Origin of the sequence: Amycolatopsis sp. M39 (assembly GCF_001651785.1) — a bacterium.
In the GTDB taxonomy this organism is placed as follows: Bacteria; Actinomycetota; Actinomycetes; order Mycobacteriales; family Pseudonocardiaceae; genus Amycolatopsis; species Amycolatopsis rubida.
In genome coordinates, this window is record NZ_LWSF01000002.1 from 22,257 (window position 1) to 38,149 (window position 15,893).

Sequence of the window (15,893 nt, forward strand, 5' to 3'; positions counted from 1 at the left end):
TCAGTCCTCCTGGATCCGGGGCAATTCGATGCTCGGCAGTTCGATCACGAAATGCGCACCCGGGTAGCTCGGGTCGGCCACGTCGAGGTACCGCGCGCGGCCGCCGTGCCGGGCCGCGATGCCGGCCACGATCGACAAGCCCAGTCCGGTCCCGCCGCGCCGTCGCGAAGCGTCCAGCCGCACAAACCGCTCGAACACTCGCTCCCGGTCGTCCTCGGCGACGCCCGGGCCGTCGTCACTCACCTCCACCACGACCATCTCATCTTGCACCGAACTCGCAATCCGGATCCGCTCGCGCGCGTGCCCGCATGCGTTGTCGACGAGATTGCGTACGGCGCGACGCAGCTGCGCCTCACTGCCACGCACCTTCGCCGGTCCCGCGCGCACTTCGATCTCGACAGCCGCTTCGCCGCGTACGCGTTCGGCTTCGGCGCGAACGATGTCGTCCAGATCGACTTCAGTACGCGCGGGCCGGTCGGTGGCGTCGTCGGTGCGCGCGAGCATCAGAAGGTCGTCGACTAGCTCTCGCAGGCGCGCGGTCTCGCGAGTAATCACCGGTACCAATTCGCTAGTGGTCTCCGGGTGCTGGTTAGAAACGTCTAGGGCAGTGCTGATGGTCGACAGCGGCGAGCGCAGCTCGTGACTCGCGTCGGCGACGAAGCGGCGTTGCGCGGCCTGTGCGGAACCAAGCCGCTCAAGCATCTCGTTGAGCGTGACAGCAAGCCGGTGCACCTCGTCGCCGCCAGGCGGCAGCGGTACGCGCAACGCGAGGTCGCGCGTCGAAATCTCGGCGACAGTGCGCCGCATCCGCTCCACTGGGCGAAGCGCAGAGCCGACGGAGCGGTACACCGCGAAACCGGCGATACCGAGCAGCGGCAGCGAGATCAGCCCTAGCAGCAGCGTAAGCCGAGCAGAGGCTTCAGTGACCGGCTCAAGCGACCGTGCCGAGATAACGGTGAACGGTCCGCCCGGTCCGTTGACACCTTCCGAAACCAAGCGGTAGTCGCTGCCGTCGCCGTCTAAGCCGAGCGGCAGGGTCTCGACAGTCTCCTGTCCCGGAGCCGGGCGCGCGGCGGTGATAGCCGGACGGCCGACAATCGCCGGGTCGCTCGCGATAGGCGTGCTCCGCGGCCCGAGGACCTGCGTCACGGCTTCAGTGTCACCAGTGCTCGCGACGTCGCTCGGAGACAGGTCTCGCGCGCCCGCGCGCACGAGTTGGACAGCAACCTGCCGCGCGGTACTTCGCGCGCTCTCGGTGACACTTCGGTCGAGCGACTGTTGCAGCAACAGCACCACGACGACGCACGCGGTCGCGATGGCCAACGCGAGCGCGAGCACGGCAACCCCGGTTGTCCGCATCCGGACACCTGCGGCAGCGAGAAGTCTCACGCACGCAGCGTAACGAGCGCGGAGGGAGGTCATCGGGCGCGGCGTGCGGCCAGCCGTTCCGAGCGCAGCGCATCCACCTCAGTCAGGTCCAACGGCTTCAGCACATGGCCGAGCACCCACGACAACAGCAGATCAGCCAGCTCGGGATTGCGCGCCAGCGCCGGGCCGTGGAGGTAGGTGCCGAGGACGTGATCGGTGACCGCGCCCTCGGTGCCGTCGCCGTTGCCGGTTCCCCGGACGACGCGGCCCAGCGGTGCGCTGCCCGGGCCGAGCACGCTCGCGCCCTGGTGATTCTCGAAGCCCGTCAACGGCGTATCGAGCAGGTTCGGTTCGACGATCAGCTCAGCCACCGCACGCTGCTCAGCCGGCTCGGTGACAAGGTCGAGCAGGCCAAGCCCAGCGTGTTCGATGCCGTCAACGCCGCGGAAGCGCGTGCCGAGGATCTGCAGACCAGCGCACACCCCGAACACCGGACGTCCCGCGTCCGCCGCGCTGCGCAGGCCCGCCGAGTTGCGCAGGAAGTCCGCGGCCAGCACCTGCGCCATGTCCTCGCCGCCGCCGAGCAGGTAGAGGTCCAAAGTGGACGGCACCGCGGAGTCCAGCGAAACCGGCACCACTTCGGCGTCGTAACCGCGCCACTGCAATCGTTTGCAAAGCACCTGCGCATTGCCGGAATCGCCGTACGTCCCCAGTACCTCGGGCAGCAGAAGGCCGATGCCGACGGTCGAGTCAGACATCAGGCAACCGGTCCACCAGGTCACGGAAGGCGGTGTAGTTCGCGACGAGTTCGACCCCGCCCGGCGGCAGCGTGTCGATCGCGCTGACCGGGTCCGGGGCCGACCAATGCGGCACCTCGGCGTAGCAAAGCCGCACCGCGAGATCCGCGGACCGCTCACCGGCCACGACGACCTGACGGCCGCGCAACCGCTCGAAGTGCACGTCCCAGAGCCACGACAGGTCACGGCCGTCCGCTTCGTGCGCGTTGACCGCGACGACGACCGGGGTGTCTTCGTCGAGGACGCGCAACGTTTCGGCCCAGCCCGCCGGATTTTTCGCAAGCATGAGCCGAACTGAATGCCGTGTGCGGCGAATCGTGCGGTAGCGGCCGCCGATGTCGGTGATGGTGCGCAGCCGGGCCGCGGCGGTGTGCGGTGGCACGCCAACGCAGTGCGCGGCGGCGAGCGCGAGAGCCGCGTTAGCGCGGTTGGCCTCGCCGGGCAGCCGCAGGTCGAGGTCGACTTGCCGGCCGCCGGGCGTGTGGACCAGGTCGCCGTCGAGGGTCCAGGTCGGCTCCGGGCGAGCGAAAGCGCACACCGCACAACGCCATTCGCGATCGGTATGCGTGATCGCACCGCCGCAGCGCGGGCAGGAGACGGAATCACCCGACCAGCGCCGTCCAGTGCCGACCCACACCGGGCGCATCGCCGCCGAAGCCGCTGAGGTGACCAGCACGTCGTCGCAGTTCGCGACCACGACCGTGCGCGACAGCCCGGCGAAGGCGGCGCGGAGGTCGCGCTCCATCATCCGGACCTCGCCGACGCGGTCGAGCTGGTCACGGCTGAGATTGAGCAGCACGAGCGCCGCGGGCTGCACCTGCTCGGCCACCCACGGAACGTAGGTTTCGTCCACCTCCAGCACCGCGTACGGCGCGTCCGGGCGGGCGGCGAGCGCGGCCACCAGACCGTCGGGCATGTTCGCGCCGTCGCCGTTGTGCGCGACCTCGGCGAGCGCTTCGAGCGCGCGGGTCAGCATCAGCGACGTGGTGGTCTTGCCGTTCGTGCCGGTGATGATCACGACCGTGCGATCGCGGCCGAGCCTGCGCAACGCCTTGGGGTCGAGCCGCAGCGTGACCCGGCCGCCGATCACCCCGCCTCGGCCCAGCCGGGCGGTACGGGAAAACCACGCGGTCAGCCGCCCGGCGGCGACCGACGCCCGGGTACGCAGACGTGTTGACATCACGACAAACCGTGCGGCACAACCGCTGTGATTTTCCTGAGAGGGTGACTCCAGTCTCCGTTACCCTTTGTAAGCAGTCTTACCGATCGGAGGTTGAACCATTCGGCGCAACCTCGAACGCACCCAATGACAGAGTTCGGTCAAGATCTTCCGTCCATACATCGGAGGTGTTAGCGTCCAACCCCGCTTGATGGCACCACGCACCGGTGACCGGGAACGCAGAGCGACAGGCGGAGGGCGAACGTGGACGCAGCAGCAAGCGGGCTGGACCAAAGCGGCACCCTGGAGCGCGGGCTGGCGGTGCTCGAACACGTCGGGCAGCACCAGGAAATTTCCACGAACGCGCTCGCCCGGCAACTGGGTCTGTCCCGCAGCGCCGCCTACCGGATCGTCGGCACGCTGAAGCGGCTGGAGTACCTGGAGGCGGACACCGTCACCGGACGCGTGCGGCTCGGCACCCGGCTGGTCGAACTGGGCGCCCGCGCGATGGCGGCGACCGACCTGCACCGCTGCGCGCCGCGGTATCTCACCGCGCTGGCCGAGCGTTCCGGTGAGACGACGTACCTCGCGGTGCCGGACAACGACGCGATGGTCTACGTCGCGACCGAGCGCAGCGCCAGCGCGGTCACGCTCTCCTGCCGCCTCGGCACTCGACGGCCGCAGCACGCGACGTCGCTGGGCAAGGCCTGGCTGGCCGCGTTGCCGGAGGCTGACCGGGTGGAGCGCGTGCGCCGGATGAAGCTGGACAGCCTCACGCTGAAGACCATCAACGACCCGGTCCGGCTGCTGGACGAGCTAGCGCGCACGCGACGTCGCGGCTGGGCCGTCGACGACCTGGAGAACGAGCCGGACGTCGGCTGCGTCGCGGCGGCCGTGCGGGACCACTCGGGCCGTCCGATCGCGGCGATCAGCGTCGCCGGGCCGGCCCCGCGGGTGATGCGCCGGGCGGACGAACTGGGCGCGACGGTAGCCGGGACCGCGGCCGCGTTGTCGATGCGGCTGGGGTACGTCCGAAATCGTTGAGGTCATTCACCGGATCGGGTCGGACAGCCGATTTCCGGTGCTGCCACCTGCGGAAACAGGTTATCCACAGGCATGTCGACTTGTGGACAACCCTGGGGATGGCCGACGGTGACAGCGGGAATTGTCGGCCGTGTGGTGGACCGTTGCGGGCATGTCGATCACTGCCGCACCGCACAGTGCCCCGCTACCTCGTTCCCGCTTCCAGCTTGCTGCACGACTCGGCCCGTTCCAGCAGCAGCACGCGCTCCCGCTCGTTGCCGGTCATCTTCGCCGCGCGCTCGAACTCGGCGCGCGCCTCGTCCCGGCGGCCCAGCTTGTACAGAAAGTCGCCGCGCACGCTCGGCAGCAGGTGGTAGTTCTTCAGCGCGGGCTCAGTCAGCAATTTGTCCACCAGCGCCAGCCCGGCTTCCGGCCCCTCCGCCATCGAGACCGCGACGGCCCGGTTCAGCTCGATCACCGGAGACGGCGTGAGCTGCGCAAGACCCGCGTACAGCGCCGCGATCCGCGCCCAGTCGGTCTCCTCCGGCGCAACCGCGACGGCATGGCACGCGGCGATCGCGGCCTGCGCGGAATACGGCCCGTACGTGCCGTCCGCCAGCTGTTCGGACCGGGCCAGCGCGGTGCGGCCGCGCTGGATCAGCAGGCGGTCCCAGCGGCTGCGGTCCTGGTCCATCAGCAGCACGGGTTCGCCGTTCGGACCGGTGCGCGCCGCCGAGCGCGAAGCCTGGATTTCCATCAACGCGACCAGTCCGTGCACTTCCGGTTCGCCGGGCATCAGCCCGGCCAGCACCCGGCCGAGCCGCAACGCGTCCTCGCACAGCGCGGGCCGCATCCAGTCGTCGCCGCGCGTGGCGGAGTAGCCCTCGTTGAAGATCAGGTAGATCACTTCGAGCACGGCCGGGACCCGCGCCACGCGCTCGCCGCCGACCGGTGTTTCGAACGGCACCTTGGCCTCGGCGAGCGTCTTCTTCGCCCGCACGATGCGTTGCGCGACAGTGGATTCCTTCACCAGGAACGCGCGGGCGATCTCGTCGGTGCTGAGCCCGCCGAGCATGCGCAGCGTGAGCGCCACCCGCGCCTGGGTGGACAGCACCGGGTGGCACGCGGTGAACACCAGCCGCAGCAGGTCGTCCTCGATCTGCTCGTCGTCGAGCACCGCGTCGAAGTCCGGCAGCACGCCCTCGCCGAGTTGTTCGGCTTCCCGGCCGATCTCGTCCAGCTTGCGGCCGAGGGTTTCGTTCCGCCGGAACAGGTCGATGGCCCGCCGCTTGGCGATCGTCATCAGCCAGGCGCCCGGGTTGCGCGGCACCCCGGTCTCCGGCCACTGTTCGAGCGCGGCGACGAGCGCGTCCTGCGCCAGCTCCTCGGCGAGGCCCACGTCGCGGGTCATCCGCGCGAGACCAGCGATCACCCGCGCCGACTCGATCCGCCAAACGGCCTCTACCGCACTTCGCGTGTCCACCGGCCCATCAGACCGGCCCGGCCCGCCCGAGGCAACCCTCAGGCGGGCACGGCGTCACCGCTCGCCGGCCATCGGGCGGATCTCGACAGTGCCCGCCTGCCGGTCCGGATTGGGCGCCCGCTTCATCAGCTCGACGATTTCGGCGAGCGACTCCCCCTCCAGAATCCACACGCCGGCGACGAGTTCCTTGGTCTCGGCGAACGGGCCGTCGACCACGCTCGGCTCCGCCTCCCCGTCGAACCACAGCAGCCGGGCGCCTTCCGCGCTGGGCGTCAGCCCGGCAGCCTGCACGAGGTGACCGGATTCGGCGAGCTCCTCGTTGAACCGGCCCATCTGCTCGATCAATCCGGCGCTCGGCGCGGCTCCCGCTTCCGATTCCTGGCTGGCTTTCACCAGCACCATGAATCGCATCAGTTCCGCGCAGCCTGCTCGCGCAGCTTCTCTTCGGCCTCGCGCAGTTCCGGGGTGAGGTTGTCGCCGAAGTCCTCGGCGTCGAAAATCCGCCGGATCTCGATCTCGTGGTGCGCGCCGTCGGTGTTGGGCACCCGCTTGATCCACTCCACGGCTTCCTCGAGCGAACGGACCTGGAGGATCCAGAACCCGGCGATCAGCTCCTTGGTCTCGGCGAACGGACCGTCGACGACGCTGGGCTCGCTGTCCCCGGAGAACTTCACCCGGGCACCCTCGGAGCTGGGTGCCAGGCCCTCGCCGGCGAGCATCACGCCGGCTTTCACGAGTTCCTCGTTGAACTTGCCCATCTCGGCGAGCAGTTCGGTGCTGGGCATCTGGCCGGCTTCGCTCTCTTCGCTGGCCTTCATGATCACCATGAATCGCATCTTCGGTTCCCCTTCGCTCTCGGCTTGCTTCCACCACTGCGTCGAACGGGCCGCGGCCGGATCGACAAGGTCCTCGAACTTTTTTTCTGGTCGCGAAACTAGCAGGTCAGGCGAATCTCAGGGGACAAAACGGGCATGGGAGAATCGTTGTCCGTGGCAGTACTTCCCGAAGCTCTCCGCGCCGCCCTCGACGACGAGCTGGCCCGGTTCCCGGAATCCCGGCTCGCACAGGCCGTGGACCGGCTCAGCAAGCGTTATCGACAAGGTGACTCGGCAACGTCGCCGATCCTCTCTTCGGAGCTGGATGTCGCCGCGTACGCCGGGTACCGGATGCCGGCGACGTACGCGGCGGTCAGCGCGGTGCTGGGCGAGGTGGCTGCCGCCGCGCCCGGATTCGCCCCGAAGACGCACGTCGACATCGGCGGCGGCACCGGAGCAGCAGTGTGGGCCGCGGCCGACGTCTGGCCGTCGCTGGAGAAGTGCACTGTCCTGGAGCAGGTGGCAGCCGCGCTGGCGCTGGGACGCAAGCTGGCGGCGAGCGCCGACGAGCCAGCCGTCCGCACCGCGGTCTGGCAGCGCGGGCTGGTCGATTCCGCATCCGCGGCGCCGGAGGCCGACCTGGTCACTCTCTCGTACGTCCTCGGCGAGCTTCCCGAACGCGGCCGTGCCGGCGTCGTCCAGTGGCTCGCCGCGAAGGCCGGCACGGTCGTGCTCATCGAACCCGGCACGCCAGCAGGGTTCGCGCGGATCCGCGCGGCTCGCGAAGTCTTGCGCGAGCTGGGCCGCAGCGTGGTGGCACCGTGCCCGCACGATGACGCCTGCCCGATCAAACCGGGCGAGGACTGGTGCCACTTCTCCGCACGGCTTCCCCGAAGCGGGGTGCACCGGCGGATCAAATCCGGCACGCTGGGATTCGAGGACGAGAAGTTCTCGTACGTGGCGGCCACGTCGGCACCGGTCGACCGTCCGTCGGCCCGGATCATCCGGCATCCGCGCAAGCACAAGGGGTTCGTGCAGCTCGACCTCTGCACGGCAGACGGGCTCGCGCCCGGGACCGTCGTGTCGAAGCGGCACGGCGTGCGGTACCGCGCCGCTCGCGACGCGGAATGGGGAGACGCCTGGAGCGTGGAGTAACCCGGGTTCTCCGGCTGCGGTGTCTGGATGGCCGCGTCGGCTCCGACTGTCTGGTGTCAGCGGATCTGAACCGGAGAGGACATCCCATGGACTTCCACGAGCATTGCGCCGAGATCCTGCGGCAGACCGAACTCCTCGCCGCGGCCGTCGACGGCGCGGACCGGACGGTGCGGGTCGCGGCGTGCCCGGAGTGGAATCTCGGACAGTTGCTCGATCACGTCAGCACCGGGCACCGGTGGGCGGAAGAAACCGTGCGGACGCGGGCCGACCATTGGCTGCCGGACGACGAACTCCGGAATCCGGTGGACACCGCGCGGCCGGCGTCGTGGCTCGCGGACGGGGCCAAGGCGCTGGTGTCGACCCTGCGCGAGGCGGGTCCGGACGCGGAGGTCTTCACGCCAGTCCCGAACGGACCGCCGCGGGCGGCGTTCTACGCACGCCGGTTCATGAACGAGACACTGCTCCACCGCGCCGACGCGACGCTGGCCGCGAGCGGGGAATTCACCGTCGCGCCGGAAGTCGCGCACGATGCGATGGAGGAATGGCTGGAACTCGGGTCGCTGCCGCAATTGCTGGAGTACGTTCCCGAACGCCGTACACTGCACGGTCCGGACCGCACGATTCACCTCGCGCCGACCGACCACACGGCGTCCTGGACGGTCGACCTCACCGGCGATCAGCCGGCCTGGCATCCGGGTCCGCCGGCGACCGCGGCGGTCACCGCGGCCGCGCCGCTGGGCGACCTGTTGCTGATGGTCTACGGCAGGCTGTCGCCGGAGATCGCGCACCGCACCGGCGACACGGAATACCTGGACCGCTGGCTCTCGCTCGTCGGCTTCGGCTGAGCCGGTCAGTCCCAGCGGATCGGGAGGCTCTTGAGCCCGTTCTGAAAGTTCGACCGCAGCCGGCGGGGTTCGCCCGCGAGCCGGACCTCGCCGAGCTGGTCGAACACCGCAGCGAACAACGCCCGCATCTGCGTCCGCGCGAGGTGCGAACCGAGGCAGAAATGCGGGCCGTGGCCGAACGTCAGGTGCTCGCTCGGCGCGCGCGTCACGTCGAACACGTCCGGATCGGGAAAGACCGACTCGTCGCGGTTGGCCGAGGAAAACCACACCACGACCTTGTCGCCGGCCTTGATGTCCACATCGGACAGTCGAGTGTCCTGGGTCGCGGTGCGGCGGAAATGCATCACCGGTGTATGCCAGCGCAGCATCTCCTCGACCGCGCCGGGAAGCAAGCTTCGGTCGTCGAGAAGTGTGCGGTACTGCTCGGGATGCACGAGCAACGCGGCCATTCCACCGGGAAGGCCGTTGCGCAGGGTTTCGTTGCCCGCTACGGAAAACAACCAGAAAAGGTTCTCGAACTCCGCAATCGACACGCGGCCGCCGTCGTCGTCCACGTACTGCATCAGGTTGCTCATCACGTCGTCGCCGGGGTGCTCGCGTTTGTGCTCGCCAAGCGCGTGCGCGTAGGCGTAGAGGTCCGGCATTCCGGCGCGGCTGCGCGGATCCGGCATCTTGCCGTCCGGACCGGGTTCGGGACGCACGGCCAGCGCGGCACGGGCGAGGTCGGTGACATCGTCGGCGTCGACGGTCGCGCTCACCGCGTATTCGGCGTCCTGGAAGCCGATCACGCGGTTGCTCCAGTCGAACATCAGCCGGCGATCCTGTTCGGGCACCCCGAATACCTCGGCGAGGGTGAGCAACGGCAGATCGGCGGCGATGTCCTTGGCGAAATCGCATTCGCCGCGATCGGCCACCGCCGCGACGAGATCCCGTGCCCAGCCTTCGATCCGTTCCGTGATCCGGCCGACCGCGCGCGGGGTGAACGCCTTCGTGAGCAGCCCGCGCAGCCTGCCGTGCTCGGGCGGGTCCATGTTGAGCATCATCCGGCGCACGTACCGCAGGTCCGCCGCGGTGGCCGGGTCGCGGATCTGCGTGCCGCCGAACTGCGACGAAAACACCGCAGGGGTGCGGAGCACGTGCCGTACGTCGGCGTGGCGCAGCACGGCCCAGAAATCGTCGATCCGCGTCACCGGCGTTTCCCGGCGCAGACGGGCAAGCAGGTCGTAAGGCACGCCCGTGACGTAGGTGTCCGGGTCGGCGATGACAGCACTCGACACGTCTCGACCCTAGCCCCGAGACCGCCGCCTGCGGAAAGATCCGTCCGGTGGAAAAGCTGAAGCTGCGCGTCACCGGAGACGGCGAACCGCCGGTCCTGCTCCTGCACGGGCTCGGCGCCACCGGCGCGGTCTGGGACGGCCTCGCCGGCCTGCTCGACCAGCGGCTGCTCGCGCCGGACCTGCCCGGCCACGGCGGCTCGCCGCGGCTGCCCGAGTACACGTTCGAGGCGCTCGCCGCCGCGGTCGCCGAGGCGCTGGACGAGCCCGGCCCGGTCGCCGTCCTCGGCCATTCTCTCGGCGGCGTCGTCGCGCTGGAGCTGGCGAGCGGCCGCTATGGGCTCGACGTCAGCAGTGTGCTGGCAGTGGGCATCAAGGTGGCGTGGAGCGGAGACGACCTGGCCCGTGCCGCCGCGATGGCAGCGCGTCCACCGCGGCTGTTCGACACTCAAGAGGAGGCCGAAACCGCTTCTTTGAAGATCTCCGGCCTGACCGGCCTGGCTCCGGCAGACCCGGACGGCGTCACCGAAACCGCCGACGGCTGGCGGCTGGTCCTTGATCCACCCGCCTTCGGCGTCGGCCGCCCGGAAATGCCGAGCCTGCTGGCGGCCGCGCGCTGCCCGGTGGTGCTCGCCACCGGGGAAAACGATCCGATGTGCCGTCCCGAGCAGCTGCGGGCCCTTGTTCCCGGGGCAGTGGTCCTGTCCGGGCTCGGGCACAACGCGCATGTCGAGGATCCAGCCGCGGTGGCGGCGCTGCTCCCCCCGCGAAGCGACTGAGCAGGCGCTTAGACTGGCCGGGTGACGACGATCGATCCGACCCGGACCGGGCTAGACCAGCTGCTGAAGCTCGAACCGCTCGAGCTGAACCTGTTCCGCGGCTGGTGCCACCAGGGTTCGCCGCAGCGGGCGTTCGGCGGTCAGGTCGCGGCGCAGGCGCTCACCGCGGCCGGCGCGACCGTGCCCGCGGCGCGGCACGTGCACTCGCTGCACGGCTATTTCATCCGCGGCGGACGCACCGACATGCCGATCATCTACGAGGTCGAGCGCACCCGCGACGGCGGTTCGTTCACCACGCGCCGGGTCGTCGCGATCCAGAACGGCGAGAGCATTTTCAGCCTGTCCGCGTCGTTCCAGACCGAGGCGGAAAGCAGTGCGCACCAGGCGCGGATGCCGGACGTCCCCGCCCCGGACGAGGCGGGCGTCGTCGAGCAGGACCGCTCGCCGATCGTCCTGTCCGCCATCGAGGTCCGCTTCGTCAGCAGCCCGGAAACCGGCCTGCCCGACACCGGCCGCGGCCCGCGTCAGCAGATCTGGGTCCGGGCGAAGGACGCGCTGCCGGACGCCCCGCTGGCGCACGTCTGCGCGCTCACCTACATCTCCGACATTCGCCTCGCGGGCACCGCCCTGCTGCCCCACCGCGACGACCCGGGCGAGCCGCAGCTGACGTCGCTGGATCACGCGGTGTGGTTCCACCGCCCGTTCCGTGCGGACGAATGGCTGCTGTTCGACATGGAAAGCCCCAGCTACGCGAGCACCCGAGGCCTGACCCACGGCGAATTCTTCACCACCGACGGACGGCTCGTTGCCTCGGTGACGCAAGAAGTACTGCTGCGCAGGCGCTGATTCAGTCCGATGTAGACAGTTCAGCCAAGCCGAACCCGCACCGGCCCCGCCGGCTCCGCGACCGCCTCGGCAACCGGCTCGCGCAGCACCTTCGACAACTGCCACGCCTCCAGCCCGGCGAGAACGGTGTTGGCGACGACGAGCACCAGATACAACCCGGCCTGCACCGAAAGCCGGAACGGATGCTGGTCGGAAGCCCCGGCCAGCAACGAAATATGGCACGCGACCACGACCACCATCGACGCCGCGGACAACCCGCCCAGCACGATGAGCACCACCCGCAGCACCCGGGTGCGCCGCCAGTTCAGGTAGCCGGTCTGGACCAGACCCGGAGTGCTGACCATGACCAGCCCGCACCCGTAACCGGAAAACCCGCCGACCACCCCGCCACCCGCGACCAGCGCGGTCGTCAGGTGATTCGAAACCGGAACCCGGTAGGCGGCGAGGATCGCGGCCACGCAGACCAGCAGCCCCAACGGCAGGTGCGGCCAGCCGTACCAGGGAAGCCGCCGCTCCATCCGGAGAATCGTCGGCAGATCGATGTCGCGGTACGCCTCGGGGTCGCGCAAAGCCATTCGCACCGTTCCTCTCGTCCCGGAAACCCCCGGTGTGTGCGCGGTGACCGGCGAAGCCTAGGGCAGGCCGCCCAGCCGTGCAAAATCCACCCGAATCCGCCGCTAAGCGGGACCAGGTCACCGCCCCTTACTTTCGCACCCCGCTCCCAACCCGCCCGCCAACCGGCAAAGCCCGCGTGACCCACGCCACCCGCCAGCCGGCGCGCATCCTCCCGACCAGCAGGAACTAACCTCGAATCCGCGTTCACTTCTTGCGCTTCCTCCGGGGTTGTCCCGGGATGTCCGGTAGAGCGATTTTCTGTCGGTGGTGCAAGTTAGGCTGCACGCATGAACACCGACGAACCAACCGTCGCCGCCGAGGATCTCGCCCAAGGCCAGTGGTTCTGGCACGAACCCGCTCCCGGCCTGCGTTCCTGGCCGCTGCAGGTGGCCACGGCCGAGATCCTCGAAGACGCAGTCCGCATCATCACCACCGACGAGGTCCGGGAACTGGTCTCCTACGCCCGCGACCGCCGGGTCCGCCTGGCCGTCGCCTCCTGAACTAAACCACCGACAGCACCACCACTGGGGAAATCTGGGGGACCGGGCCGGCCGCACACGCGAGCGGCCCGTCCAATATGGACACGACGTCCGACGCTTCGGCTTTCGGCCGGATCTCGCGCTGAGTTTCCTGAGCTTTTCGGCAGAGCTTGCTGCCTGCACCCCACCGCGTCCGCCCCACGGCGGTCACCGCACGACGCGCTCCACTCACTCCGCGATATGTGCCGCGCGCGTATTCACCGCGCCTGGGTGACCGCTCGCCGCGCCACATCCGCTGCGATCGCTGTCTCGCGCCACTTGTCTCGGCACTGCATCGCGCTCACTGCCCCGTGCCACTCCTGCACGCAGGGATCGCCAATCCGCAATAGCACCACGCCACAATCGCCCGACCGCGCGGGTGCCTCCCCCGCCACACACCCGCGCAGCGCATCACCTCACCGATGCACCACCACATCACATGGCGTCATCTAGCGCAGCACGCCTGCCGCACCCCGATAACCACGTCGCGATCGGTGCCAGTTGCGCGTGATCCGTTGCCTTGCAAGCAGACCTCATCTGCACCGATCCGCCGGTTACGCATGAAAGGCAAGCGCCATCAGGTTGCCCGGCCGACCGGAAAGCCGCCCCGCCGACCTCCGCTCGGCACACTGAGCCACGGCCCAGGTCAGCGGGAAAGGACTCCTTGCAGCAGGACGTCCAGGAGGTGGCGAGCACGGGAATCCCACTCGTCCTCGTCAAGGCGCGTCAGATAGCCCGACAAAATGAACAGGTCCCGGGCGTCGATGTCGGGGCGGATGGTTCCTTCGGCCTTCCCAGCGTCGAGCAGGAGGGTGATGGCGTCGCCGAGCGGGCCGTGGCTTTCTTCGGACAGGCCTTTCCACACCGCGGTTTCCAGTGCCGCGAAGACGCCGCGTTTGACTCGTGCGTATTCGGCGATCCGGTCGAACCAGCGGGACAGCGCCTCGACCGGTTCACTGGCAGCCAGCAGTTCCGGAGCCAGCGCGGCCAGGTCCTCCACCTCCTGCCGGTACACCTCGGCAAGCAGGTCCTCTCGGGTAGGGAAGTGCCGGTAGAGCGTTCCCTGCCCGACCCCGGCCGACTTGGCCACCGCGTTCAGCCGCAACTCTCCCGAGGAGGCGATCGCTTCGCGGGCGATCTCGACGATCCGCTCCCGGTTCTCCCGGGCGTCGGCCCGCTGAGCCGCGCTCATCGCCGACGACCGCTACCCATGGAAACGCACATACCGCAACGTTATCGCGGCCCCCGCGAGAGCTGCATAATTTGCGGCCCGGCGCGCCCGCCAGTGACCAAGCGTTCCCGGAGAAACGGCAGTATCGCCGCCAACGACCAAGTGCTCCCGAGGGAGGGCAAGCGCTCCCACCTGTCAATGACCGAGGGGGCGCGGCGAACAGCAACCATCCCATCGGCCAATCACCGACAACACCCCGGCAACAGCAACCAACCCACCCGCCAACCACCGACAACACCCCCGCAACAGCAACCAACCCACCCGCCAACCACCGACAACACCCCCGCAACAGCAACCAACCCACCCGCCAATGGCCAGGAGATCTCCGGGGAAACGGCCGCTCCCCGCCCGCCAACGGCCAAGAGCACCTGGAGAACAGCAGCCAACCCGCCAGGAAACAGCGGCATCCCCGACCACCAACAGCGAAGAACTCCCGGGGAGGCGCAGCGTTCCTGCCCCGCCCACACCCGCCATCCCGCCCCGCTGCTCCGAACAGGACATCATCCGCCCCAAGCGTCCCCAAGGCGTTGTCCACCGGCCAACCCGTCCATTGATAACCCCCACCACCCGGTTGAAACACGCCGCGCATAACTCCCCGTTTCGATTGACAACCCTTCCAGCCCCGGCAGAGGCTGGTCACAAGCTGCCAACGCACGGAGCGGTCCGGTTACCCTGTCAACGAGCCGAAAACCGCACCGAAAGGCCAACCCCGGCACTGAAGCGCCCGCCGTCCCGCCTTCCCTAGTGAGGAAAACGATGTCTTTCGAGCACTCCGCACTGTCCGACAGCAGCCAGGACCGGCGGGTGGCCGCGTTGGAGGAGACCGTCGCGGGGCTCGTGCGGCGGGTTGGGGTGCTCGAGGCCGAGGCGGAGATCCGCCGGGTGCAGGCGCGCTACATGTTCCTCTGCGACACGCCCTGCCCCGAGTTCGGACTCACCGGCGACGATGAGCGGATCGACCTCATCATGGAGCTCTACACCGAGGACGCGGTCTGGGAGGGCGTCGGCGAGTACTACGACGGACAGTTCGGGCGGGCCGAAGGCGCCGCGGCTATCCGGGCGCATTTTCAGCGGTTCTGGGGCGAGAAGAAGGACCCCGAACTTCTGCTGAACGCGCACTATCTCACCTCCGAGCAGATTCGCGTGGACGGCGACGAGGCCACCGGGCAATGGATCCACATGCAGCCGTGGCTGTTCTCGGACGGGAAAGCGCTCCTGCGGTCCAGCCGGTTGAACAACGCGTTCCGCCGCGTCGGCGACACCTGGCGGATCACCCGCACCCGCACCGAAAACGTCTTCATCGCCCCGCTGCCGGAAGGCTGGGCCAGCGACTATCCCTCGGCCTCGGTGCTGATGAAGCCATGAGCGACGACCCGGTCGTGCACGTGGTGGACGACGACGAGGATCTCCGGCAGTCCCTGGTGTTCCTGCTGGAGAGCGTCGGCGTGCAGGCGTTGACGTACCCGGACGCCCAGACGTTCCTCGGCGAATTCGATCCGGCCGAACCCGCGGTCGTGATCGTCGACGTGCGCATGCCGGCGATCAGCGGTTTTCAGCTGCAGGAAAAGCTCGCGGAAATCGACTGCCCGGCTCCGCTGATCTTCTGTTCCGCGCACGGCGACATTCCGATGTCGGTCCGGGCGCTCACCGCGGGGGCGGTCGATTTCCTGGAGAAGCCCTACCAGGCCCAGCGCATGGTCGAGGTGGTCCAGACCCAGCTCATCGAGGCCCGCCGCCGGTTCGCGGAGCACGCGGAGCGGCAGGCGGTCCGGGCCCGGCTCGACACGCTGACTCAGCGCGAGCGCGAAGTACTTCGGCTGGTGGTCGACGGGATGCCCAGCCAGGCGATCGCGCACCGGCTGGGCACCAGCGTCAAAACCGTCGACGTGCATCGGGCCCGGATCAAGGCGAAGACCTCAGCGGACAGCTTGGGGACGCTGGTCCGCGACATCCTCACCCATCGCGTCACCGTTTGAGCGCGGTCT

At 69.1% G+C, this 15,893-nt stretch carries 17 protein-coding genes; 8 read left to right on the forward strand and 9 right to left on the reverse strand.

Annotation, left to right across the window (positions count from 1 at the left end; all coding sequences use genetic code 11):
- Genes A4R44_RS04810 through A4R44_RS04820 form a run of 3 tightly spaced genes read right to left on the reverse strand, consistent with a single transcriptional unit; the run spans position 1 to position 3,345 of the window.
- A complete protein-coding gene (locus tag A4R44_RS04810) occupies positions 1–1,359 on the reverse strand; it encodes a HAMP domain-containing sensor histidine kinase (protein WP_198545173.1) in 1,359 nt (452 codons plus the stop codon).
- Between the two features lie 59 nt (positions 1,360–1,418).
- Complete coding sequence (locus tag A4R44_RS04815) at positions 1,419–2,126, reverse strand: type 1 glutamine amidotransferase (RefSeq protein ID WP_067576718.1); 708 nt, start codon at positions 2,124–2,126, stop codon at positions 1,419–1,421.
- A complete protein-coding gene (locus A4R44_RS04820) occupies positions 2,119–3,345 on the reverse strand; it encodes a MurT ligase domain-containing protein (RefSeq protein ID WP_067576720.1) in 1,227 nt (408 codons plus the stop codon). Before A4R44_RS04820 ends, A4R44_RS04815 begins: the two co-directional genes overlap by 8 nt.
- 243 nt (positions 3,346–3,588) lie before the next feature.
- Here A4R44_RS04820 and A4R44_RS04825 point away from each other — a divergent pair, with 243 nt between their 5' ends.
- Positions 3,589–4,368, forward strand: a complete 780-nt coding sequence (locus A4R44_RS04825; protein WP_161269810.1) for an IclR family transcriptional regulator — start codon at positions 3,589–3,591, stop codon at positions 4,366–4,368.
- A 184-nt stretch (positions 4,369–4,552) separates the two neighbouring features.
- Here the strand turns inward: A4R44_RS04825 and A4R44_RS04830 are convergent, their stop codons facing one another.
- Genes A4R44_RS04830 through A4R44_RS04840 form a run of 3 tightly spaced genes read right to left on the reverse strand, consistent with a single transcriptional unit; the run spans position 4,553 to position 6,666 of the window.
- On the reverse strand, positions 4,553–5,830 hold the full coding sequence (locus A4R44_RS04830) for an RNA polymerase sigma factor (protein WP_067576722.1): 1,278 nt from the start codon (positions 5,828–5,830) through the stop codon (positions 4,553–4,555).
- A gap of 54 nt (positions 5,831–5,884) precedes the next feature.
- The gene (locus A4R44_RS04835; RefSeq protein WP_067576724.1) at positions 5,885–6,241 is read right to left on the reverse strand and encodes a YciI family protein; all 357 of its coding nucleotides are present in this window, start codon (positions 6,239–6,241) and stop codon (positions 5,885–5,887) included.
- Entirely contained in the window at positions 6,241–6,666 is a 426-nt protein-coding gene (locus tag A4R44_RS04840) for a YciI family protein (protein ID WP_067576726.1), read from the reverse strand. Before A4R44_RS04840 ends, A4R44_RS04835 begins: the two co-directional genes overlap by 1 nt.
- A 135-nt stretch (positions 6,667–6,801) precedes the next feature.
- Between A4R44_RS04840 and A4R44_RS04845 the strand changes: the two genes are divergently transcribed.
- Both A4R44_RS04845 and A4R44_RS04850 read left to right on the forward strand, forming a co-directional pair.
- Complete coding sequence (locus A4R44_RS04845; protein WP_067576728.1) at positions 6,802–7,800, forward strand: small ribosomal subunit Rsm22 family protein; 999 nt, start codon at positions 6,802–6,804, stop codon at positions 7,798–7,800.
- Positions 7,801–7,886: 86 nt separating this feature from the next.
- Positions 7,887–8,645: a maleylpyruvate isomerase family mycothiol-dependent enzyme gene (locus A4R44_RS04850; protein WP_067576730.1), complete on the forward strand. Its 759-nt coding sequence runs from the start codon at positions 7,887–7,889 to the stop codon at positions 8,643–8,645.
- 5 nt (positions 8,646–8,650) lie between these two features.
- On the opposite strand, the gene A4R44_RS04855 is transcribed toward A4R44_RS04850, so the two are convergent.
- On the reverse strand, positions 8,651–9,922 hold the full coding sequence (locus A4R44_RS04855) for a cytochrome P450 (RefSeq protein WP_067576732.1): 1,272 nt from the start codon (positions 9,920–9,922) through the stop codon (positions 8,651–8,653).
- Between the two features lie 47 nt (positions 9,923–9,969).
- On the opposite strand from A4R44_RS04855, the gene A4R44_RS04860 reads away from it, so the two are divergent.
- Both A4R44_RS04860 and A4R44_RS04865 read left to right on the forward strand, forming a co-directional pair.
- Positions 9,970–10,698, forward strand: coding sequence for an alpha/beta fold hydrolase (locus tag A4R44_RS04860; protein ID WP_067576734.1), 729 nt, complete (start codon positions 9,970–9,972; stop codon positions 10,696–10,698).
- A 21-nt stretch (positions 10,699–10,719) separates the two neighbouring features.
- Positions 10,720–11,544: an acyl-CoA thioesterase II gene (locus A4R44_RS04865; protein ID WP_067576735.1), complete on the forward strand. Its 825-nt coding sequence runs from the start codon at positions 10,720–10,722 to the stop codon at positions 11,542–11,544.
- 20 nt (positions 11,545–11,564) lie between these two features.
- Here the strand turns inward: A4R44_RS04865 and A4R44_RS04870 are convergent, their stop codons facing one another.
- Positions 11,565–12,119 carry a hypothetical protein gene (locus tag A4R44_RS04870; RefSeq protein ID WP_067576737.1) on the reverse strand — a complete coding sequence of 185 codons (555 nt, stop codon included), beginning with the start codon at positions 12,117–12,119 and terminating at the stop codon, positions 11,565–11,567.
- 327 nt (positions 12,120–12,446) lie between these two features.
- On the opposite strand from A4R44_RS04870, the gene A4R44_RS04875 reads away from it, so the two are divergent.
- The gene (locus tag A4R44_RS04875; protein WP_037354589.1) at positions 12,447–12,659 is read left to right on the forward strand and encodes a hypothetical protein; all 213 of its coding nucleotides are present in this window, start codon (positions 12,447–12,449) and stop codon (positions 12,657–12,659) included.
- Positions 12,660–13,323: 664 nt separating this feature from the next.
- Here the strand turns inward: A4R44_RS04875 and A4R44_RS04880 are convergent.
- Positions 13,324–13,869: a TetR/AcrR family transcriptional regulator gene (locus A4R44_RS04880; protein WP_067576739.1), complete on the reverse strand. Its 546-nt coding sequence runs from the start codon at positions 13,867–13,869 to the stop codon at positions 13,324–13,326.
- A gap of 795 nt (positions 13,870–14,664) precedes the next feature.
- On the opposite strand from A4R44_RS04880, the gene A4R44_RS04885 reads away from it, so the two are divergent.
- Positions 14,665–15,273 (forward strand): nuclear transport factor 2 family protein, encoded by a 609-nt coding sequence (locus tag A4R44_RS04885; RefSeq protein ID WP_198545174.1) that lies wholly within the window; start codon positions 14,665–14,667, stop codon positions 15,271–15,273.
- Complete coding sequence (locus tag A4R44_RS04890) at positions 15,270–15,884, forward strand: response regulator transcription factor (protein ID WP_067576741.1); 615 nt, start codon at positions 15,270–15,272, stop codon at positions 15,882–15,884. Before A4R44_RS04885 ends, A4R44_RS04890 begins: the two co-directional genes overlap by 4 nt.
- Positions 15,885–15,893 lie beyond the last annotated feature (9 nt).